The sequence below is a fragment of the Allosphingosinicella vermicomposti genome, assembly GCF_003012815.1.
In the GTDB taxonomy this organism is placed as follows: Bacteria; Pseudomonadota; Alphaproteobacteria; order Sphingomonadales; family Sphingomonadaceae; genus Allosphingosinicella; species Allosphingosinicella vermicomposti.
The window spans coordinates 86,562-107,487 of the sequence record NZ_PXYJ01000003.1; the positions used below are offsets into that span (position 1 = coordinate 86,562).

The 20,926-nt window shown below is 57.3% G+C and carries 19 protein-coding genes; 10 read left to right on the top strand and 9 right to left on the bottom strand.

Annotation, left to right across the window (positions count from 1 at the left end):
* Positions 1-40: 40 nt before the first annotated feature.
* The gene (locus tag C7I56_RS09125) at positions 41-1,855 is read left to right on the top strand and encodes a DUF885 domain-containing protein (RefSeq protein WP_106640314.1); all 1,815 of its coding nucleotides are present in this window, start codon (positions 41-43) and stop codon (positions 1,853-1,855) included.
* Positions 1,856-1,865: 10 nt separating this feature from the next.
* Positions 1,866-2,861 (top strand): NAD-dependent epimerase/dehydratase family protein, encoded by a 996-nt coding sequence (locus C7I56_RS09130; RefSeq protein WP_106640315.1) that lies wholly within the window; start codon positions 1,866-1,868, stop codon positions 2,859-2,861.
* Between the two features lie 142 nt (positions 2,862-3,003).
* Here C7I56_RS09130 and C7I56_RS09135 read toward each other — a convergent pair whose 3' ends face one another.
* Positions 3,004-3,279 (bottom strand): Hpt domain-containing protein, encoded by a 276-nt coding sequence (locus tag C7I56_RS09135; protein WP_106640316.1) that lies wholly within the window; start codon positions 3,277-3,279, stop codon positions 3,004-3,006.
* 71 nt (positions 3,280-3,350) lie between these two features.
* Between C7I56_RS09135 and C7I56_RS09140 the strand changes: the two genes are divergently transcribed.
* Both C7I56_RS09140 and C7I56_RS09145 read left to right on the top strand, forming a co-directional pair.
* Positions 3,351-3,785: an RrF2 family transcriptional regulator gene (locus tag C7I56_RS09140; RefSeq protein ID WP_106640317.1), complete on the top strand. Its 435-nt coding sequence runs from the start codon at positions 3,351-3,353 to the stop codon at positions 3,783-3,785.
* Positions 3,782-5,101 (top strand): FAD/NAD(P)-binding protein, encoded by a 1,320-nt coding sequence (locus tag C7I56_RS09145; protein ID WP_106640318.1) that lies wholly within the window; start codon positions 3,782-3,784, stop codon positions 5,099-5,101. Before C7I56_RS09140 ends, C7I56_RS09145 begins: the two co-directional genes overlap by 4 nt.
* Positions 5,102-5,209: 108 nt before the next feature.
* Here the strand turns inward: C7I56_RS09145 and C7I56_RS09150 are convergent, their stop codons facing one another.
* The gene (locus C7I56_RS09150) at positions 5,210-5,500 is read right to left on the bottom strand and encodes a hypothetical protein (RefSeq protein WP_158703078.1); all 291 of its coding nucleotides are present in this window, start codon (positions 5,498-5,500) and stop codon (positions 5,210-5,212) included.
* Positions 5,501-5,718: 218 nt separating this feature from the next.
* On the opposite strand from C7I56_RS09150, the gene C7I56_RS09155 reads away from it, so the two are divergent.
* The 3 genes from C7I56_RS09155 to C7I56_RS09165 all read left to right on the top strand — a co-directional run bounded on the left by C7I56_RS09155 (position 5,719) and on the right by C7I56_RS09165 (position 8,680).
* Complete coding sequence (locus C7I56_RS09155) at positions 5,719-6,159, top strand: CinA family protein (RefSeq protein ID WP_106640675.1); 441 nt, start codon at positions 5,719-5,721, stop codon at positions 6,157-6,159.
* The gene (locus C7I56_RS09160; RefSeq protein ID WP_106640320.1) at positions 6,159-8,213 is read left to right on the top strand and encodes an NAD(+) synthase; all 2,055 of its coding nucleotides are present in this window, start codon (positions 6,159-6,161) and stop codon (positions 8,211-8,213) included. The genes C7I56_RS09155 and C7I56_RS09160 overlap by 1 nt, the downstream gene beginning before the upstream one ends.
* A gap of 230 nt (positions 8,214-8,443) precedes the next feature.
* The gene (locus C7I56_RS09165) at positions 8,444-8,680 is read left to right on the top strand and encodes a hypothetical protein (RefSeq protein ID WP_106640321.1); all 237 of its coding nucleotides are present in this window, start codon (positions 8,444-8,446) and stop codon (positions 8,678-8,680) included.
* Positions 8,681-8,782: 102 nt separating this feature from the next.
* Here the strand turns inward: C7I56_RS09165 and C7I56_RS09170 are convergent, their stop codons facing one another.
* Positions 8,783-10,705, bottom strand: coding sequence for a polysaccharide biosynthesis protein (locus C7I56_RS09170; protein ID WP_245409658.1), 1,923 nt, complete (start codon positions 10,703-10,705; stop codon positions 8,783-8,785).
* 206 nt (positions 10,706-10,911) lie between these two features.
* On the opposite strand from C7I56_RS09170, the gene C7I56_RS09175 reads away from it, so the two are divergent.
* Positions 10,912-12,039, top strand: a complete 1,128-nt coding sequence (locus C7I56_RS09175) for an MraY family glycosyltransferase (protein ID WP_210200144.1) — start codon at positions 10,912-10,914, stop codon at positions 12,037-12,039.
* A 21-nt stretch (positions 12,040-12,060) separates the two neighbouring features.
* Here C7I56_RS09175 and C7I56_RS09180 read toward each other — a convergent pair whose 3' ends face one another.
* Positions 12,061-13,452: a hypothetical protein gene (locus C7I56_RS09180; RefSeq protein WP_158703079.1), complete on the bottom strand. Its 1,392-nt coding sequence runs from the start codon at positions 13,450-13,452 to the stop codon at positions 12,061-12,063.
* 316 nt (positions 13,453-13,768) lie between these two features.
* Between C7I56_RS09180 and C7I56_RS09185 the strand changes: the two genes are divergently transcribed.
* On the top strand, positions 13,769-14,653 hold the full coding sequence (locus C7I56_RS09185; RefSeq protein WP_106640323.1) for an NAD-dependent epimerase/dehydratase family protein: 885 nt from the start codon (positions 13,769-13,771) through the stop codon (positions 14,651-14,653).
* On the top strand, positions 14,646-15,875 hold the full coding sequence (locus C7I56_RS09190) for a glycosyltransferase family 4 protein (RefSeq protein WP_106640324.1): 1,230 nt from the start codon (positions 14,646-14,648) through the stop codon (positions 15,873-15,875). Before C7I56_RS09185 ends, C7I56_RS09190 begins: the two co-directional genes overlap by 8 nt.
* On the opposite strand, the gene C7I56_RS09195 is transcribed toward C7I56_RS09190, so the two are convergent.
* The 5 genes from C7I56_RS09195 to C7I56_RS09215 all read right to left on the bottom strand — a co-directional run bounded on the left by C7I56_RS09195 (position 15,865) and on the right by C7I56_RS09215 (position 20,922).
* On the bottom strand, positions 15,865-16,386 hold the full coding sequence (locus tag C7I56_RS09195) for a WbuC family cupin fold metalloprotein (protein ID WP_106640325.1): 522 nt from the start codon (positions 16,384-16,386) through the stop codon (positions 15,865-15,867). The two genes, C7I56_RS09190 and C7I56_RS09195, sit on opposite strands and share 11 nt — an antisense overlap.
* A gap of 20 nt (positions 16,387-16,406) precedes the next feature.
* Positions 16,407-17,537: a non-hydrolyzing UDP-N-acetylglucosamine 2-epimerase gene (gene wecB / locus C7I56_RS09200; protein ID WP_106640326.1), complete on the bottom strand. Its 1,131-nt coding sequence runs from the start codon at positions 17,535-17,537 to the stop codon at positions 16,407-16,409.
* Between the two features lie 124 nt (positions 17,538-17,661).
* Positions 17,662-18,762, bottom strand: coding sequence for a UDP-2-acetamido-2,6-beta-L-arabino-hexul-4-ose reductase (wbjC, locus tag C7I56_RS09205; RefSeq protein ID WP_106640327.1), 1,101 nt, complete (start codon positions 18,760-18,762; stop codon positions 17,662-17,664).
* A 1-nt stretch (position 18,763) separates the two neighbouring features.
* Complete coding sequence (locus tag C7I56_RS09210; RefSeq protein ID WP_106640328.1) at positions 18,764-19,792, bottom strand: polysaccharide biosynthesis protein; 1,029 nt, start codon at positions 19,790-19,792, stop codon at positions 18,764-18,766.
* A 14-nt stretch (positions 19,793-19,806) separates the two neighbouring features.
* The gene (locus C7I56_RS09215; RefSeq protein WP_158703081.1) at positions 19,807-20,922 is read right to left on the bottom strand and encodes a glycosyltransferase family 4 protein; all 1,116 of its coding nucleotides are present in this window, start codon (positions 20,920-20,922) and stop codon (positions 19,807-19,809) included.
* Positions 20,923-20,926: the final 4 nt, after the last annotated feature.

Consider the following 20,926-nt stretch of genomic DNA (forward strand, 5'->3'; position numbering starts at 1 on the left):
TCCGCTTGCCCCTCATTTCCTGCCAAGGGACGTTACGCCCATGAAAAAGACCCTCCTTGCTCTCCTCGCCGCATCCTCGATGCTCGTACCGGCCATCCCGGCGGCGGCTCAGAATGCCACGCCCGCCGCTGCCGCCATCCAGAGCGAGGGCGAGAAGCTCCGCGCGCTCTTCCACGCGAGCGATGAGGCGAACCTCAAGCGCAATCCGCTCAGCGCCCTTTTCCGGGGCGACATGCGCTATGCCGACCAGTTCGGCGACTATCTGAGCGACGCCTATCTGAAGGGCGAGGCCGATGCCGCGCGCGCCGACATTGCCGCGCTCGACGCGATCGACCGCGCGAAACTCAACGCCACCGATCAGGTCGCCTATGATGTGTTCAAGGCCGATACCGATCGGACGATCCGCAGTTTCGATCCGCAGCTCGTGGCGCTCAACATCGTCCGGCCGATTGATCATTTCACCGGCATCCACGTCCAATATCCGACGCTCGCGTCCGGCCAGAGCGTGGCGCCGTTCAAGACGGTCGCCGACTATGAGAACAACCTTAAGCGTCACAAGGGCTACATCGCCTATCTCGACGCCGCTATCACCCGCTTCAAGCAAGGGCAGAAGAGCGGCGTCGTCCAGTCGAAGCTCACCATCGAGAATGTGATCGGCCAGCTCGACACGCAGATCGCGCAAGGCGTGGAGGGGTCGACCTTCTACGGCCCGGTGAAGAGCTTCCCGGAAGGCATCAGCGCGGCCGACCAAGCCCGCCTCAAGGCCGAATATGCGGCGACCATCCGAGACGGGATCATTCCGGCCTATACCCGCCTGCGCGATTATCTGAGGAACGACTATCTCCCCGTCGCGCATGACGGCCTCGGCCTTTCCCACATGAAGGGCGGCGATATCGTCTATCGCAGCCAGATCGAACAGCTCACCACCCTGCCGCTCGACCCGGCAGAGGTGCACCAGCTTGGCCTGCGCGAAGTCGCGCGGATCAAGAGCGAGATGGAAGCGATCAAGACGAAAGTCGGCTTCAAGGGCACGCTGAAGGAATTTTTCGACTTCATCCGGACCGATAAGCAATTCCAGCCGGCTTCGGCCGAGGCGCTGGTCGAAGGTTATCAGGCGATCGGCAAAAAGGTGGATGAGCGGATCCGCACTCTCTTCGCCGTCCTCCCCAAGACCCCGCTCGAAATCCGCCCCGTCGAACCCTATCGCGAGAAGAATGCGTCAGGCGGCTCTTATACGCAGGGCGCGCCGGACGGCAGCCGTCCGGGCATCTTCTATTTCAACACCTACGACCTCCCGTCGCGATCGACGCCAGGCATGGAGACGCTCTACCTCCACGAAGGCGCGCCGGGGCACCATTTCCAGATCAGCCTCGCCCAGGAAAATGAGGCGCTCCCCGCCTTCATGCGCTTTGGGGGCAATACCGCCTTCGTCGAAGGCTGGGCGCTTTATGCCGAGACGCTGTGGAAGGAGCTCGGCATGGAAACCGATCCCTATCAGCGCTTTGGCGGCCTCAACGACGAGATGCTGCGCGCGATGCGCCTTGTCGTCGACACCGGCATCCACGCCAAGGGCTGGACCCGCGATCAGAGCATTCAGTACATGCTCGACAATAGCGCGCAGGGGCGCACCGACGCGACGAGCGAAGTCGAACGTTACGCCGCATGGCCGGGCCAGGCGCTCGCCTACAAGATCGGCCAGTTGAAGTTCAGCGAACTTCGGGCGCGGGCCGAAAAGGCGTTGGGCGACCGCTTCGACATTCGCGAATTCCACGAGCAGGTTTTGAGCACGGGGGCGCTGCCGATGACGGTGCTCGAAGCCAAGATCGATCGCTGGATCGCATCGAAGAAGGGTTGAGGCAGAAAGCATGACGATTCTCGTTACCGGCGTCGCGGGTTTCATCGGTTATCAAGTTGCCCGCACGCTCCTAGACCGGGGCGAGACCGTCGTCGGTATCGACAATTTGACGCCTTATTACCCCGTCACGCTGAAGCAGGCGCGTTTGGATGCGCTAGCGCCTTGGTCTGGCGAGGCGTTTCAATTTCTCAACCTCGACTTTGCCGATCCGGCGGCTCTCGAAGCGTTGAAACCTCATGAAATCGACCGCATCGTCCATCTAGGCGCCCAGCCGGGCGTGCGCTATTCGATCGAGCATCCGATGGCCTATGCCCATTCGAACCTGACCGGGCATCTCGCGATGCTGGAACTCGCCAGGTCGCAGCGGGTGAAGCATATGGTCTATGCCTCCTCCTCTTCCGTCTACGGCAATGCCAAGAGCCTGCCATTCCGGGTCGAGGACAGGGTCGACCATCCCATCTCGCTCTACGCCGCGACGAAGAAGGCGGACGAGCTGATCAGCGAGACCTACAGCCACCTCTACCGCCTGTCCCAGACGGGCCTGCGCTTCTTCACCGTCTACGGGCCTTGGGGCCGGCCGGACATGGCGGTGTGGCTGTTCACCTCGAAGATCCTGGCGGGTGAGCCGATCGAGGTGTTTGGCGAGGGCGATATGCGCCGCGACTTCACCTATATCGACGACATCGTTGCAGGCGTGGTTGCCGCACTCGACAACCCACCGCCGGACGACGGCACGGAAAAAGCGGGCGGCAGCGTGGCCCCTCACCGGCTTTACAATATCGGCAATAATCGAAGCGAAGAACTCTCCCGCCTGATCGAGGTGATCGAGGCAGCGTGCGGGCGCGAAGCGATCCGGATGATGAAGCCCATGCAGCCGGGCGACGTTCGCGACACCTATGCCGATATCAGCGCCATCCAGCGCGATCTCGGCTACCGGCCGACCACGCCGATCGACCGGGGCATCCCCGCCTTCGTCGAATGGTATCGCCGCCACCAGGGTTTGTAAGGTCCACCCCCCATCCGTGGCCGCGCGGCGCCGGAAGCACCTGCGCGGCCGATGCGGCATCCGAAGACGCCAGGCACCAGTCCGAAAGGGGATGGACCGCCCGCCTTAACGCCTTATGGCGGCGAGGGTTGCGCCTTCTTTCCTACGCGTGCGCGGTTCGCTGCATGATGTCGAACAGCCGCAACACTTCCGCGTCGTCGGTGTTCGCTTCGAGCGCGTCGTCAAGAGCGGAAGCGGCTTCGCCGAGCGCCTGAAAGCCGTACAATCCCGCCGCCCCCGCGAATCGATGGGCAATGCGCTGCGCCGCGGCGCGATCCATGGGGCGGGTATCAAGCGCGACGCGAAGGGCCCCCATGTCGTCGGCGCTCCTTTCGGCAAAGGCGGCGCGAAGCTGGGCGAGGCGATCGTCGAGGCTCATGAACCGGGCATAGCACGGGTTGGACACTCGGCCACATTGCCTTCGTGTTCCTTCGGGTTCATGGGGGCGCCATGCTTTCTCAACGGACGCGGTATACAATAAGGGCGCTGCTCCACCTTGCCGATCGCTATGGCGACGGGCCGGTGCGCCTCAGCGAGATTGCCGCGGCCCAGAATATCCCGCCCAAGTTTCTGACCGTCATGCTTTCGGAAATGACCCGTGCGGGCCTGATCGCCAGCCGCAGGGGACGCGAGGGCGGCTATTGGCTCGCCCGCGCGCCGCAAGAGATCAGCTATGGCGAACTCGTCCGCCTGACTCGCGGATCGCTGGGCCTACTCCCCTGCGCCAGTCGTCTCGCTTACGAGCAATGCGAGCATTGCATCAGTGAGGACAAGTGCCGCCTGCATCGCGTCATGCTGATGGTCCGCGACGAAACCGCACGCATCCTCGACAGCCTCACCCTTGCCGATCAAGTTCCGGAAACCGTGCTGGAGGCGCAGGAATGACGAAACATATCGCGATCATCGGCGCCGGCTATTCCGGAACGCTTCAGGCTATCCAGCTCCTTGCGCTCACCGATGCTCGGGTGACGCTGATCGAGCGCGCCCAGCCCGCGCGGGGCGTCGCTTATTCGACATCCAGCGCGGATCATCTGTTGAACGTGCGCGCGAGCGGAATGAGCGCCTATCCCGACCGGCCCGCCCATTTCGCCGACTGGCTGGCATCGGAAGGGCTTGGCGGCCCGACGACCTTCGCGCAGCGCCGCATCTATGGCGCCTATCTGGAAGCCCAACTCGCCGAAGCGCGGGCGCTTTATGGCGAACGCCTTACAATCGTTGCCGACGAAGCGGTGGACGTCGTCGCCGGCCCCGAGGGCGAGGGGGTCACGCTGGCGAGCGGCAACAGTCTGATCGCGGATCTTGTCATCCTCTGCATCGGCAACCTCGCTCCTGATGTTCCGGGCATCATCGCGCGGACCACGCTTCCGGACGATGTCTATGTCGCCGATCCCTGGGCGGGCCCGATCCTCGACGATCTTTCGGATGACGACACCGTGCTCCTCATCGGCACCGGCCTTACTGCCGTCGATGCCGCCCTTATGCTGGACGCAGGCGGCTTCCGAGGTCGCACGCTCGCCTTATCCCGGCGCGGCCTTCTGCCCCGCGCCCACAAAGCACCCATACCGCCGCCCGGTGCCCTACACCTGGAAAGCCGCTGCACCGCGCTGCTGCGAGCTGTTCGGGGCATCGCAAAAGAGTCGGGTTGGCGCGCCGCCGTGGATTCGCTGCGTCCCCACACCCAACGCTTATGGGCGGAGGCGAGCCTTGCGGAGCGGCGCCGTTTCCTCCGCCATTTGCGCCCCTGGTGGGATGTGCATCGACACCGCATCGCGCCCGAAATCGCCGACCGCCTCGAACAAATGATGGAAGAGGGCAGGCTGGACATCGCCGCAGGCAGGATCACGGCGATTGCCACCACTGCCGTGGGTGCGCTGGTTGAATGGCGCCCGCGCGGGGCCGATCAGGTGAACCGCCTCACCGTCCGCCGCATCGTCAATTGCACCGGACCTCAAAGCGACATCGCCCGCGCCGACAATCCGCTCATCCGCAGTCTGGTGGAAGCTGGACGCATCCGCCCGGACGCCTGCCGGATCGGGATCGATGTCGATGACGCCTGCCGGACGGTGGATCGGAACGGCAGCGCCAATGTGAACTTGCTGGCTGTCGGTCCCCTCACAAAAGGCGCCTTGTGGGAAATCGTCGCCGTCCCCGACCTGCGCCTCCAGACCAAGGCGACCGCCGAACGGATCGGTAACGGATAAGCCCTTCCCCGCTAGTCCTGAGCCTGTCGAAGGGCGGTTCCAGCTGGAACGGGCTTCGACAGGCTCAGCCCTAGCGGGGTTTGGGAAACAGAATCAGGCGGCCCAGCCTCAGTCGATATGCGGCGCGTAAGCGGGATCACTAGCCGGAAAGCTTTCGTCGGATGCTTCGTCGACCTTGTCCCATTTGCGCGGCGGGTCGCGCATTTCTTCGGGCCCCGCGTGACGGACGGCGCCCGACGTGCCGACCGCGCCGGGTACGCTATCGCCCTTCAGCGCGGGGGCCGGGAAGTTCTCGTCCCACCCGCCCCGGAAGCGGCGGAAGGCGACCAGGCCCACTACTCCAGCCGCCGCCGCACCAATCGCGCCGACACTGGCCCAAAGCGCATTATTCCGTGTCATTCTGACCATCTTGTCCTCGTTCGTGGGTGCGAGCCTTTCGGCTCGTCCGCTTTTGATTCTGGACGTGGAACATTCGGGCGCGCGCACCGGTTCCCGCCCTCGATAGCAAGACACCGCCCGCCGCTCCCGAGTGGGCGCATTGGAATGCGAGGAAATCTTTGTCCGAAGCCGAAACCCTCTCCCCGGCCCTGCCGACAGTGCTCGAAAAAAAGGTCCGAATGCTCCTTGAGAAGGCGTGCGAGGCCGATCTTACTCTTGCCACCGCCGAAAGCTGCACCGGCGGCCTCCTCGCCTCGCTGCTTACCGACGTGCCGGGCGTAGCTCATGCCTTCGAGCGCGGGTTCGTCACCTATACGGACGAGGCCAAGGCCGAGATGCTCGGCGTGCCGCTCGACGTCATCAAAGACAAGGGCGCCGTCTCGAAGGAAGTCGCCATCGCCATGGCCGAAGGGGCGATGCGCCATTCCTCCGCGGACATAGCCTTGTCGATCACCGGCTACGCCGACGCCGGCGACGAACCTGGCCTCGTCCATTTCGCCTGTGCGAGGCGCAACGCGCCGACCCATCACCGGGAGGAGCATTTTGGAGCGGGCGGAAGAGGTGCTACCCGCATCGAATCGCTGCGCGTTGCAGTGGAGATGATGCTGGAGAGGCTTTGATGGGGGAAAACAAGCGGCCCTTCGCGGCCATTCACACGCATGGCTTCGTGCGCGTCGCCGCCGCCACCCCGATCGCTTCGGTGGGGGACATCGCCTTCAATGTCGAGCAGACGATCGCGCTTGCCCGTGACGGGCACGACCGGGACTGCGACCTCCTCGTCTTTCCGGAACTTAACGTCTCTTCCTACGCGGTGGACGACCTCCACCTGCAGGAAGCCTTTCTCGATCGCGTGGAACAGGGAGTCGGCGAGATTGCGGCGGCCAGCGCCGACCTCTCGCCCGTCCTTCTCGTCGGTGCACCAATCCGCCGCAATGGCCGCCTTTATAATTGCGCGCTCGCCATTGCCCGCGGGCGAATCCTCGGCGTGGTGCCGAAGAGCTTCCTCCCCAATTACCGCGAATATTATGAGAAGCGCTGGTTCGCGCCGGGCGTCGGGCTGACCGACCTTAACGTCGCTGTGGCGGGCCAGAACGTGCCCTTCGGCGTCGACCTGCTGTTCGAAGCCTCTGACCTTCCCGACTTCATTTTCCACGCTGAAATTTGCGAGGATTATTGGGCGCCGCAACCGCCCTCGACAGAGGGTGCGCTTGCTGGCGCCCTGATCCTCTGCAACCTCTCGGCGTCCAACATCACTATCGGTAAGGCGACCGAGCGCGCCCTTCTCTGCGCCTCGCAATCGTCGCGCTGCTGCGCGGCCTATGTCTATTCCGCTTCAGGCCCCGGCGAGAGCACGACCGACCTCGCCTGGGACGGCCAGGGCGGCGTCTACGAAACCGGTGAATTGCTCGCTGAGTCGAGCCGGTTCGAAATGGAGCCGGAACTCGCCATCGCCGATGTCGATGTGCAGCGTCTCCGCCTCGAGCGGATGCGCATGCCGACCTTTAATGACAATGCGATCGCGGCGGGTCATCCGGAATATCGCTTCCGCCGGATTGCCTTCGAGCACGAGCCAAGCTTCGCGGACATCGGCTTCGAACGGCATCTCCGCCGTTTTCCCTATGTGCCGAACCGCCCGGAACAGCTCGACCAAGATTGCTACGAAGCCTTCAACATCCAGGTGCAGGGCCTCGCCCAGCGCTTCCGGTCGACGGGCGGCAAGCATCTTGTCATCGGTGTGTCGGGCGGTCTCGATTCCACCCACGCCCTGATCGTTGCGGCCAAAACCTGCGACTATCTCGGCCTGCCGCGCTCGACTATCCTCGGCTTCACCATGCCCGGCTTCGCGACGGGCGACACCACCAAGGACAATGCCTGGGCGCTGATGGACGCACTCGGCATCGTGGGTGAGGAAATCGACATCCGCCCCGCTGCGATGCAGATGCTGAAGGATATGGGCCATCCTTATGCGAAGGGCGAGCCGGTTTACGACGTCACCTTCGAGAATGTGCAGGCGGGCCTCCGCACCGACTATCTCTTCCGCCTCGCCAATCAGCGCGGCGGTTTCGTGATCGGCACAGGCGACATGTCCGAACTCGCGCTCGGCTGGTGCACCTACGGCGTCGGCGACCATATGAGCCACTACGGCGTCAATGCCGGGGTTCCCAAGACGCTGATCCAGTATCTGATCCGTTGGTGCATAAAGACCACCCAGTTCGACGCCGACACGAACCGGGTGCTGGACGCAATCCTCGCCACCAAGATCTCGCCCGAACTGGTCCCGGCCGACGAGGCGGGCGAGATGCAGAGCACGGAAGACCGCATCGGCCCCTATGAGCTTCACGATTTCTTCCTCTTCCACATCCTCCGCAGCGGCCAGACGCCGGGCAAGGTCGCCTTCATCGCCTGGCAGGCGTGGAAAGATGCGGGCGCCGGATTATGGCCGTCCGGCTTCCCAGAGGCGCTAAAGCGCGCTTACGACCTCGAAACCATCTATAAATGGCTGGAAATATTCCTCACCCGCTTCTTTCAGACCAGCCAGTTCAAGCGCTCGGCACTCCCCAATGCGCCCAAGGTCTCCATGGGCGGAAGCCTTAGCCCTAGAGGCGACTGGCGCGCACCCTCGGATGGAGCAGCCAAGGTTTGGCTCGACGCGTTGCGAGACGCCAAAGTCTAGCTCAGTTGGAAGCTTATAAGTCCTGAGTTGAGACCGACTTCAGGTCGTTATTCAGGTGCAATATAGGCGTCATGATCACCGATTGATGTGATGCCGATATTCCACACCGCCTCATCATTTCAGCGCCGATCACTCATTTTGCGCCAAAATGCGTGCTTTTCGGTTGCGGCACGATCCGGCCTCCATTATTCAGGCCCACGGAATCGTACATTCCAAGTTGGGAGCATAATATGAGCTTTGCAAAGATTGCCCTGAAGGCGGCTGTCGCTGCCTCCATGATCGCCGTTCCGGCGGTCGCCACCGCCAGCACGGCCGCCAGCGCCCTGTCGCTGTCGAACGCCCGCGTCGGCGCCGAAGTCGAAGGTGAAAACCTCGGCGGCGGCATCATCATCCCGCTGCTCGCAGTCGTCGCCCTCGGCCTCGGCATCTGGGCCGCTGTTGATGATGATGAAGCTGAAAGCGCCTAAGCGTCAGATCAAATCAGGAAAAAGGCGGCCAATGGCCGCCTTTTTTTGTTCTTATGCAGACCATATTAATTGGGAAGCCTAACTTCCTTGGCTCCGTAGGTTTCACGCTGATTCTGGGATAGCTTGACTAGTGTACGAAACAAACTCTGGCACGATTGTAGAGAGCATCTGAAGCACTTGATCGTCCTCTCCGCGATTTGCTTCGAAGAGTATTTTTTCAAGTAAGGGCTTTAGTTCCTCCCAGGAAAGAAAGTGCTCATTTGCTTGCATAATTCGAGGATGTTTCGTCGGTCGTGGATCATTCCCGATTAACAATTCCTCGTAAAGCTTTTCTCCTGGCCGCAACCCCACTTCCACAATTTCAATGTCCCCTTCGACATTAGAAGCATCCCGGATAGTCAGACCAGCCAACCGAACCATGGTTCTTGCAAGCTCAGCAATTTGGACCGGCTTCCCCATATCAAGCACATAAACCTCACCCCCGTTTGCCATCGCACCAGCTTGAATGACCAACTGTGCTGCCTCGGGGATCGTCATGAAATAGCGGTTAATATCTATGTGCGTGAGCGTTATTGGGCCTCCTTCCCGGATCTGACGCTCGAACCGCGGGACTACTGAGCCGCTTGATCCGAGGACATTCCCGAAGCGGACCATAGCGAATTTTGTGCGGCTTCCTTTGCCTGCCAAGGCCTGCAAGACGAGTTCGCAGATGCGCTTGCTAGCACCCATAACGTTTGTCGGCCGAACTGCCTTGTCAGTGCTGATCAAAATGAAGTTGGAAACACCCGCACGTTCCGCTTCACGCGCCGTTACAATGGTCGCCAACAGATTATTTCGGACTCCCTCCGACGCATTTGCCTCGACCAACGGGACGTGTTTGTATGCGGCCGCGTGAAAAACCGTCGACGGCTTGCATCGCTTGAAAATTGCAGCCATTCGCACTTCGTCACAAGCGCTTGCGATATATGGTACGATTTCCAAAGATCGGCCGATTTCGCTTTCCGCGACGAGCTCGCGCAGTTCTTGCTCGATCGAATAGAGGGAGAATTCCGACATCTCAACAAGGACCAGGCGTCTCGGTCTCAAATGAATGATCTGACGGCACAGCTCGCTGCCGATTGACCCACCAGCACCAGTAACCAGCACCGTTTTTTCAAGGATTGTCCTACCAAGAAGAACCTGGTTCGGCGGAACGGGATCGCGACCCAGCAAATCTTCGACCTTGAGCTCGCGTAGATCGCTTATTGAAACTTGCCCATCAACGATCGCTCGCATGTTAGGGAGGGTCTGGACGTGAACGGGGAAGCCCGCCAGTTCCTGAACTATCTTTTGGCGCTTACCCCTGCTGGCGCTGGGCATCGCCAACAATACATCGGTCGCTCCATGTCGATCCACCGCCTGTTGCAGCCTGTCAGCTGAGTAGATCGGCACGCCATTCATAACTTGGCCGTCCAATCGCACATCGTCATCTACGTAAGCGCACAGGGACATACCAGGCTCATGCCGAATGGAAGCGGCCAATTGCTGGCCTGACGATCCCGCACCATAGATGAGAACACGCTTCTGATTACCAGCATAGAGCCGTTGCCCCCGGACTTCGATCAGCAGGTAGCGCGCCGTGATCCGGCAAAGGCAAAGCAATACAAAAAAAACGAGCGGCTGAAGAAGCGGAATCGTCCTTGGTAATCCCGGAAGAGGGAAAATAGTGAACAGAAGGGTTAGAGGGAGAGCAAGCATCATACATGCCTTCCCAAGGCCGATCATCGCACCGGCCCCCGCGGCTCGAAAGATGGCCCTATATACACCTTGGGAATAGCCAATCGGCAGCCATAGCAGGAGCGCCGCTATGCTATAGATCTGGACAGGCCTACTTGAGAGCATCCACTCGCCGAGCCGGAGCGAAAAAGCGATCCAAGTCGCGATGATACAGAGTACGGCATCGAAACAGCCGACTAATATGCGCTTCTGATACCGGCTGAGTCCGGTCAGACGATTTAGCACAATTGTGATGACATCGGTCTTCAATTTCGAACCCACCTGCTCCCACGGGCAAGGCCTACGCTACCCATATGCCATTTCTAGGAAGCACCCCGATTACTCAAACTAGCTAAGAAAACCAACCGTGCCATTCCTCTTCCTTGGTATTTGTGGCATCGGCGAGACACATTCGCATATCACCCTGCCTCCCCAACCTGCCGGAATGTCAATAATCCTAAAGGCAAAGGAGCACTTTGCCCTATAACCCAGAGAATATCTACTTTTACCTGATGCGCCGCCATAGGTTGTGCGACGTGCGCGGAGGGTATTACAAACATGAAAGCTTCAATTCCATGGGCTCTAACTCATTGGTCCTTGTCCTTGCCTTCGCGGCATTTTTAAGCGCCGCTGCCCTCACGGGCAAAATCCGCACTTACGCTCTAAGCGCCGGAATAGTGGATGAGGTCAACGCCCGTGCGTCGCACAGTATACCGACGCCCCGGGGCGGCGGGGCTGCGATCGTGATCGTAGCAACTGTTGGTTTTCTTACCTCGACGCTGTGGCTAGGCTTCCCAATCCGCCTTGCTTGCGGATTGATCGGCGGCGGGATCGCAGTAGCCGTGATTGGTTGGCTGGATGATCACGGTCACGTGGCACCAAAGATCAGGTTGGCAACTCACATCGGAGCAGCCTCATGGGCTGCCATATGGATCGGGCCACTTCCGCTTGATTTCTTGCCGTTCTGGAACAGCGCTCTGGAATTTTGGGAGTGGCCTGTGACAGTCCTGTTCATTGCGTGGATGGTGAATCTCTACAATTTCATGGATGGCATTGACGGTATTGCAGGTAGCGAGGCTGTCAGCGTGGGCTTGGGAGGCACCATTTTCCTCGGCATTGCCGGCGCCGCCGTTGGCATGCTGGCCCCTTCGCTACTGCTCATTGCTGCCGCTTTGGGTTTTTTGATCTGGAACTGGCCTCCGGCGAAGATCTTTATGGGCGACGCGGGCAGCGGTTTCTTAGGGTTTACGCTGGCCACTTTGTCCGTGATAGCCGGTAACGTCGCGCCCGAGCTGGCTGCAGCATGGATAATATTGCTCGGGATTTTCGTCGTCGACACTGGCGTCACGCTTGCCCGCCGCATGTTGCGCGGAGAGCGGTTGCATGAAGCTCACCGCACCCATGCCTATCAGCGTCTGGCTCGCCATTATGGGGCGCATCTGCCAATCACCTCAGCCACAATTGCGATAACTTGGCTTTGGCTGTTCCCTATCGCGTTTCTGGTCGCGATAACTTGGCTTTCCCCGATTTCAGGCGTCTTCATCGCTTACTTTCCCCTAGTCGCTATTGCGCTATTCGCCGGGGCGGGAAACCTCGACAAATGACAGGACAAACTATGCGGAGGGTTAGGCAAGGAAGCCGCTTACGCCGATCGTAACCGTCTTTCCGTTCGGCAAGGCTGTCAAGGGATAGGCGGCCCCAGTCACCGCGTTGAAAAACTCAGCGACAAGCCGGCTCCTTTCGACGCCGTTCACCATGGTCGGCGCGATGTGCAGCCAAGCGGTCAACGCTACACCTGAGCTATTATGCAGGATCGTGCCTTGGATGGCTTGATCAGCCGCGACCTGCACCTGTGTGTCGAAAATGAATTGGGAAGGCTTTGGGTTCCCAACCTTCCCGCCGCCCGCAAACGGGGTAAGGTCGTCGCCCCCAACGGGGCTGACCACTGGCCTAGGGGAAGCTCCTTCTATCTTTGAAACAAAGGCAGACGCAATGCCACAATCAGTAAGCGAGCCGATCTGATGATGAAGCCTTCCGCCTTGATTGATTATGCGGAGCCCGAAAGCTTGCCATTCTTGATGCCTGATCGCCAGCCTTCCGGAGGAAATATCCAGCGCATGGATATGACTTGAACCCGAAAACAAGTCGGGATCCGTGCCGCCGCGGTAATGCGCGCCCACTTTTAAGATACCGTTGGCGATGTGATATTTTGAGCCTAGCAATTGCACATTTTCAATCGACCACTCGTCATAGACCTTGGTATCGACCTCAATAAGGTGGCCAAAGCTACGCCCCGTAGAACTGGAAATGAGGACGTCAGCTGCATGGCAATCGCCCTTGAATCGCATCGGCAATCCGGCAGAAGCTGTAGCTTCCACATGTAGACCCCGGACGAAGCAACCACTTAAATCCACTCCAACATTCTCCGCTTGCATACAGACAATGTTACTCAGCTGATTTCCGTTTCCGATGACTTTTAAGCCGTAGCGGCAATCTTGGACGGTAACGTCCCGCACAATTCCGACATTTGCGTCGAGGGACAATGCCTGACCCTGCGGAGCGCCTCTCATCCACAATCCCTGAAGGATGCCCTCTGTGCCGAATTGAACACGGCTGCTCCCGAACTCGCAAATGTGTGTAAGGCCTTGTTCTTGACCATACCAAGCAATTCCGGACAGCATAAGCTTCTGGGCGCCCCCACCTCTGTCGCTCCACCACCTCCCTTTGGTTCCTGCCTTGCAGATGAAGGCAGACGTATGCCGGCCTGTGCCGATTATCGTTGTGACCGGATGTGTGGTGATATTGCCGCAAAGAAAATTATTCGCAGTCATCATGATGGCCCGGCTAGGAAGCGCCCCATCTCCATGGGCCCAATCGAGAGCGGCTTGAATGGCGGTAGTATCATCGGTGCCTTTGCCCGTATGCATCTCGAAATCGCCGGCAGCGCCAAAATCTTCGAAGGTCCTCAGTTCGCTAGGCGCTTTTTCGACTGCACCAGCCTTCGGCAATTCCAGCATGAACTCAGTGTCGGCGCTCGCACTCGATACGGCCGTCAGCGGGGCCAATCCCAAGAGAGATCGTCGTGTTAACCCACCGGGATCCCGCCTATTTTGCTGCCAGCCTGTCAAAATCTCTACCTCTTCACCGGTCGCGGCTTTGATACGTACATTTCCGCAGCGCCCCTTCCGCTGCTTGTTGGCTCTGCTTAGTTGCTTAGTTGAAGATTATTGCTGATAGCGGACTTCCCACAAGGGGACATAATATCTCTCGGAGAGCCGGGCCGATGTAGTCGGAAGATACTCGGCTCCGAGTTCGCGGATCAAGAGGTTGGGCATGACGAAGATCCTAATTACAGGATCAAAAGGCTATATTGGAACGTCGGTCGCCAAGTGGCTCTCGCGGCACGAAAATGCGTATGACGTCGATATGATTAGCGTCAGAGACGGCGCGTGGCGGGATCTCAAACTAGGAGAATATGACGCCGTCCTTCATGCGGCAGCCGTGGTTCATACGCGGAAGGAAAAGCGGGAAGAGTTCTACGCGATCAATCGTGATTTAACGATTGAGCTAGCAAAAAAAGCGAAACTGGAAGGCGTTAAGCACTACATATTCCTTAGCACGATGGCCGTTTATGGCATTGAAGAAGGACACATTAGCTTAGGCCAGATCCCAGCGCCAAAGACTCCTTATGCCACGTCAAAGTATCAGGCTGAGATAGAATTGAGAAGTATTGAAGGAGATAATTTCGCGGTATCGATAATTAGGCCCCCCATGATTTACGGACCATCGTGCCCGGGGAATTACAAGAAGCTATCGAGTATCGTTCGGTGCACGAATATTTTCCCGGATATACCTAATGAAAGAAGCATGCTTTACATTGATAATCTGTGTGAGTTCTTGAGGATCGTTATATCAGAAAAAATGGGCGGAACTCTGTTTCCACAGAACAGTCAATACGTTAGCACATCTGAGCTTGTTTCCCTTATAGCCCGGGCCTCTGGCAGAAGTATTCACTTGTCCCGGCCATTGGGGCGCCTACTCTCCCCCATCGTGAAGATGCCGGGGCCTCTAAGGAAGGCATTTGGATCCCTCACTTATGATTGGTCCATGTCTTCCTCGCCAATGATAGACGGGGCTTTAAGTCCGCCCACCTACGAGACAATTCCCTTCCCAGATTCAGTGACTGCAACCGAAATTTGGAAGTTTCAGAATGCCTGAGTCGAAAGATGTAATCTTCCTCTGTCAGTACTTTCACCCTGAATATATCTCGTCTGCGACTCTGCCTTTCGACACTGCGGTCGCGCTGCGAAATGCGGGCTATTCCGTGGGCGCCCTTGTGGGCTATCCAAAAGAATATTCGACGCACCAAACCGTTCCAATGCGTGAGATCTTTCAAGGTATCGACATAAAGCGCATAAAATATTTGCAGCTAAATCGGACAAATTCCCTTGGTCGATTGATTAACTATCTGTCATTTACCTTATCTTGCGCGTTGCAACTTCGCCATATCTGCAAGTATACTACAGTTTTAGTTTACTCAAATCCACCCATACTGCCTCTGATCGCCGTAATTGGTCGGAACCTATTTGGTCTAAAAATTGTCTTTATAAGCTATGACGTTTATCCCGATATCGCATACAAGACCGGGAAGCTTTCTCCGCACAGCCTCATGGCCAAGGTTATGACCCTGGTCAATAATCTGGTGTTTCGCCGAGTAAGCAGAGTTGTCGCTTTGTCCGAGGACATGAAGAGCTATCTTGTCGCCAATCGCGATATTAAGCCAGAGCAAGTCGAGGTGATCCCAAACTGGTATGAGGGAGGTCACATGCCTACAGGTTCGCGAGCCCAATCTAACGCGCTTTTCGCCCCAATCTTAGGCACGGGGAAGCTGATTGTATCCTACTTTGGAAATTTAGGCATCTGCCAGGATCTTTCGACTATCTTAGCAGCGATTCGGACACTCGCACATAATCCCGAAATCCATTTCATTTTTGCCGGGCATGGCAACAAGATGCACCTCATGCGAGAAATTGTAGAACAGGAGAGGTTGGATAACGTCACGATATTCGACTTTTTGCATGGGGCAGACTATCAAGACGCACTCGACATTAGCGATTGCTTCCTCGTTAGCCTAGAGCAAGGCCTAGCTGGCTTGGCCGTGCCTAGTAAGACTTACGGCTACATGATGGCCGGAAAGCCCATAATTGCCGTCATGGACCAGTGCACCGACATCGCGAGGGATCTCACCGAAAACAATGCGGGCATATCGATCAAGGTCGGGGATCATGCTGCCCTTGTAGCAGCCATTACCGCCCTTCGGGACAGCCCGGAAAATCGTCGGCGCATGGGAGCGAATAGCAGACAACTGTTCCTTGCAAAGTATACGAAAGAAATAGCCACGGCAAAATATGTCGCAATGATGGCTGAACTCATCGATTGAGCGATGTTGACGCTTCTACCGACGAGAAATTGCCCAACCCCGACCGCATGTATTGGAGATAGTCGAGGGCAGCGACTGATCCCTCCATGGGAGCCCATTCAGCAAACTCCCCTGCTAAAGCCGGATCGAATGGACCGGCCTTAACCTCGAGCAACACAGCGTCATCAGTCAGCGCAACAACGGAATGCCAAGTTGCAGGCCCAATCTCAACTGCAATGGCGGTCGCCCTTATGCCTTCTACTTTTCCAATTATAGCCGTCTGAACGATATTACCGTTGTCGTCGAACATCAGGATGCCCAGCGCCCCGCATGCGGCAACAAGTGTTTCGCTTCGGGGATCAAGAGAATGGCGATGGGGCCTCACGTAGCTCTGAGGGAGTATAGCGTTCAACGTGCGCTGGCATGGGTCCGCCCACGTATCGTGCAGGTTGAGGTGCTGCCGCCCCCGAGGAGATCCGCGCGCTTGCCGAGTGAGCGACGCGAGAAGGTCGCAGTCAACAAACCTACTCATATCAATGTACTCGCCGCAGCCTAGAAACGCTTCCAAACGACACGATTCACATAGTCTACATAGCTGTGAAGAATACGCACTATTTTATCGGACACGTTCGGCATAGTGTAGTCGGCGGGCAATCGTACCAGTCTATCCCTGCCGCGCGGTTGGCTCTCTAAAATGGCCAGTCCTTGCAGCACTCGGTCAGGATTTAGGCCGACCATCATAGCGGCAGCCTCCTCCATCCCCTCGGGGCGCTCATGAGCTTCCCTTATGTTGAGCGCGGGGAAATTAAGGATCGATGCCTCCTCGCTGATCGTCCCGCTGTCGGACAGGACTGCTTTTGCCGAGATTTGAAGCTGATTGTAATCGAAGAATCCGAGCGGTTTGAGGAGCCGAACATGCGACGCGAAACGCGCTCCACTTTCCGCGATCCGCTTTTGCGTACGCGGATGCGTGGAAACGATTACGGGCTTCCCATATCGTTCTGCTACCATGTTCAGAATCTCGACAAGGCGGGCAAAACTTGGCTCCGGATCGACATTTTCCTCACGGTGCGCGCTCACAAGGAAAAAGCCCTGGGCCGCCAAACCTAAACGGGCCAGCACGTCTGACCGCTCAATTCTCTCGCGATAATGTTCGAGCACTTCGAACATCGGGCTTCCGGTTTTAATAATAAGATCAGGCGGCAGCCCTTCCCGTAAAAGATACTCCCGCGCGATATCGCTGTAGGTCAAGTTGACGTCGGCTGTGTGATCGACGATGCGGCGGTTAATCTCCTCCGGCACACGTTGATCAAAACAACGATTGCCCGCTTCCATATGGAAAGTTGGAATCTTGCGCCGTTTGGCGGGTATTACCGCCGTGCAGCTATTCGTATCGCCCAAGACAAGAAGTGCATCAGGACGGATCTTCTCCAAGATTTTATCCACGGCGACGATCACATTGCCAATCGTCTCGGCGCCGGTTTTGCCAGCAGCTTGAAGGAAGTGATCAGGCTTCCTGATGCCCAATTCTTCGAAAAATACTTCGTTCAGTTCATAGTCGTAATTTTGACCAGTGTGGATTAGCACGTGGTCGCAATACTCATCCAACCTGGAGAGCACGCGCGAAAGGCGAATGATTTCAGGCCGCGTGCCGACGACGGTGACAACTCTCAGCTTAGACAAAGTCGCTCACCTGTAAAATTTGAGGCTCGATCGGACGCCCTATCCGGGCTTCGTGCTCGGATGGCGCTGCTCAAACGGGGCCTCCCTTGTACAATATGCAGAACATTCCAAAAGCTTCCTTAGCCTATACGGCACTTGATATTGTGTCTGGCCGTTCGCGGTCGAATATTTCATTGGCCCATAACATGACGGCCATCTCTTCCGCCCCAACGTTGGTAATGTCGTGGCTCCAACCTGGCACCGTTTCCACGATGGTTGGCGCCTCTCCGGACGTAAACAATTCATACCGATCGCCAGTCAGAATATTTCGAAACCTGAAAAGCGCATTTCCCCTAATGACCAAGAATTTTTCGGTCTTACTGTGGTGATAATGGCCGCCGCGCGTCACTCCGGGGTGAGCTGTGAAATAAGAAAACTGGCCCGCATCGGGAGTTTTGAGCATTTCCACGAAGACCCCGCGCGGGTCTTCATACTTAGGCACTCCGTAACCGAATGAGTCCGGGGGGAGGTAACTGATGTATGTGGCGTAGAGCGCCCGAGTAAGACCGATGCCGACTCGTTCTGAAACGAGGGTATGTCGGCTCTCGCGAAAAGCTTGTATTTGCTCGGCGAGGGCACCCACTGTCGTTTCATATATCGGCTCAACCTTCCCCCACTCCAATCCCTGCCTACTCCTTGTGAGCGCGGAAACGAACTCGGAAACTACATCGTCGACATGAACAAGGCGAAGCGGCGCTTCCGGCGTATCGATCCGAATTGGCAGGTCACGCGCGATATTATGGCAGAAGGTCGCCACCGCCGAATTGTAATTGGGGCGGCACCATTTCCCAAATACGTTGGGCAAACGGTAAATGATGGCCGGATTAGTATTGCTCAGAGCCTCCACGGCGAGCTCGCCAGCGCGCTTGCTCCGTCCATATGGATTATCCAAGTCCGCCTGGATCGACGAAGCGAAAATTAATAAGGGCTTGCGGGAGCTCGTTTGGGCTATCTCGCAGAGACGTTGTGTTAGATCTGCGTTGACGCCTTCGAATGCTCTTACGTCTTCGGGACGATTTTCCCCGGCGAGATGGATGATCGCATCTGCGGATAATACCAGTTCTTTCAAATCCTGAACTGTATTGTTTCGACTAAACTCAAGAGGTTCAAATCCTTCAAGCTCCGCCAAGCGCACGAGAAGGTTTTTACCAATAAAGCCTTTAGAACCGGTAACGAGAATCCGCATGTCAATCTTCCGCTTGAGCGCGCTCTCCGCGAAGCACTGCTTGCATGAACGGCAGCTTTGCCAACAAGGCCCTCATCCCCTCAAAATCGAGCCTAGCAGTGTTGTGGGAGTTGTAATCTTCCGCATGCGAAATTCGGGTTTCGCCGACCTCTACGAACTTCCCGTAATGCAGGTCTCGCAAGTCAGGGGGGATCCTATAATAGTCCCCTAGATCCTCCGCAGCTGCCATCTCCTCGCGGCTTAAGAGGGCTTCGTAGAGCTTTTCTCCATGCCGGGTGCCAATCTCGCGAATTTCATAATTGGGGTGCCCGGCAAGATTGCATACCGCCTTTGCCACCGTTTCGATCGTCGCAGCCGGGGCCTTCTGCACGAAAATGTCCCCGGGTGTGCCGTTCTGGAAGGCGTAGAGGACGAGCTCAACCGCATCTTCCAAGCTCATCATGAAGCGGGTCATGTTTGGATCAGTAATGGTGATCGGCCGACCATTCTCAATTTGATCTACAAAAAGGGGAATGACGGAGCCACGAGAGGCCATCACATTTCCATAGCGAGTAACACATATAACAGTCCGGCCACTGCTGCGCGATTTTGCGATCGCCACCTTTTCCATCATGGCCTTGGATATCCCCATGGCATTGATTGGGTAGACTGCCTTGTCGGTACTGAGGCAAATGACGCGTTCAATACCGCTGTTAATTGCCGCTTCGAGGACATTTTCGGTTCCAAGAATGTTGGTATTCACTGCCTCAAGCGGATGAAATTCGCATGAGGGCACTTGCTTCAAAGCTGCGGCGTGAAAGATATAGTCGGCACCGCGCACAGCGTTTAGGACTGATCGATAGTCTCGCACATCACCGATATAGAATTTCAGCTTCTCGCTATTATACTTTTTCCGGACATCATCCTGCTTCTTCTCATCACGACTGAAGATTCTGATTTCTTTTATATCGGAACCCAGAAAGCGTTGAAGCACAGCATTGCCAAATGACCCTGTGCCCCCGGTGATAAGAAGAATGCGGTCTTTAAACATGACAAACCCTGCGATTATCTTGTGGTTCGGGCGAGCGCGATGAGCTGCTGCCACGTTTCCTGAGCTGTCCGATCCCACTCATACCGCCGGCTTCGTTCAGCACTTGCCGCGGCAACCCGCGCGGCAAGTTGTTGGTCGGATAGAACCTCCTCAAGCTTTGTGGCAAGGTCCGCGGGTTCCAACGGGGAAAAATAAAGGATATCCGGACCGCCAAACTCCGGCATCGGGTCGAGGTCGGATGAAAGAATTGGACGCCCCGCGCCCAACGCCTCCAAGAGAATGTTTGGGCAATTTTCACATGTCGAGGCAAAGATGATGGCTTCGGCGTTAGCATATATAGCTGGAAGATCGCCATAGGCCACCGCGCCGGTTGCGATGACTTGGGCTTCAAGACCGAGTTCATGCACCAGGGACAACACCCGGCCTGCTTCAGGCGAGTGAGTTTCACCCACTAAAAACAGCTGAATGCCGTCACGCAAGGCGGGGGACAGCATTGAGTATGCTTGCACCACCTCGTACTGATTTTTGTAAACGTCGAAGCGCGAAACGTAGAGTATATACTTCTTATCACCCAGAAACGCAGGCCTAGGAAGGCGAGAGGACGATGTTCGAAAAGCCGTCGCAATTCCATGAGGAATGGTGACCGCGCGACGCATGCCCACTTTCGATGAAACCAGCCTCTTCCCAAAATCTGAGATGAAAATTGTGAGATCGGCGGATCGCATGCTGCGCAATAGAATATGACTGAGGAGCCAATTTCTCATGCGCTGCAACCCAATAGGGAGCTTGTTCCGAGCCCGTGCATCAAAAGGCAGCATATTACGAAACATGGTTGCCGTTTTGCAGGTCGATGGCGGGCGCGTGACCACCACGCCCCCCGGGCAAAAAAGCACATCCGCTCCTTCCCGACGAAGATAGATTGGGAGAATGAACAGCTCCCAAAATGTCCGCAACAAAGGATTGGTCGTCGGCCAGCGCGGCGTTATGCGCTGTATTCGGGGGTCCGCGGCTATTTCCAAGTCCGACGGTGCAAAAACGTGAACTGAAAAATTACGATCTTGCGGCAGGCGCGAGAGGAGATTGGCAACATAGGTTCGCCCACCGCCCATTCGGGCCGAGAGTGCGTTCATTACA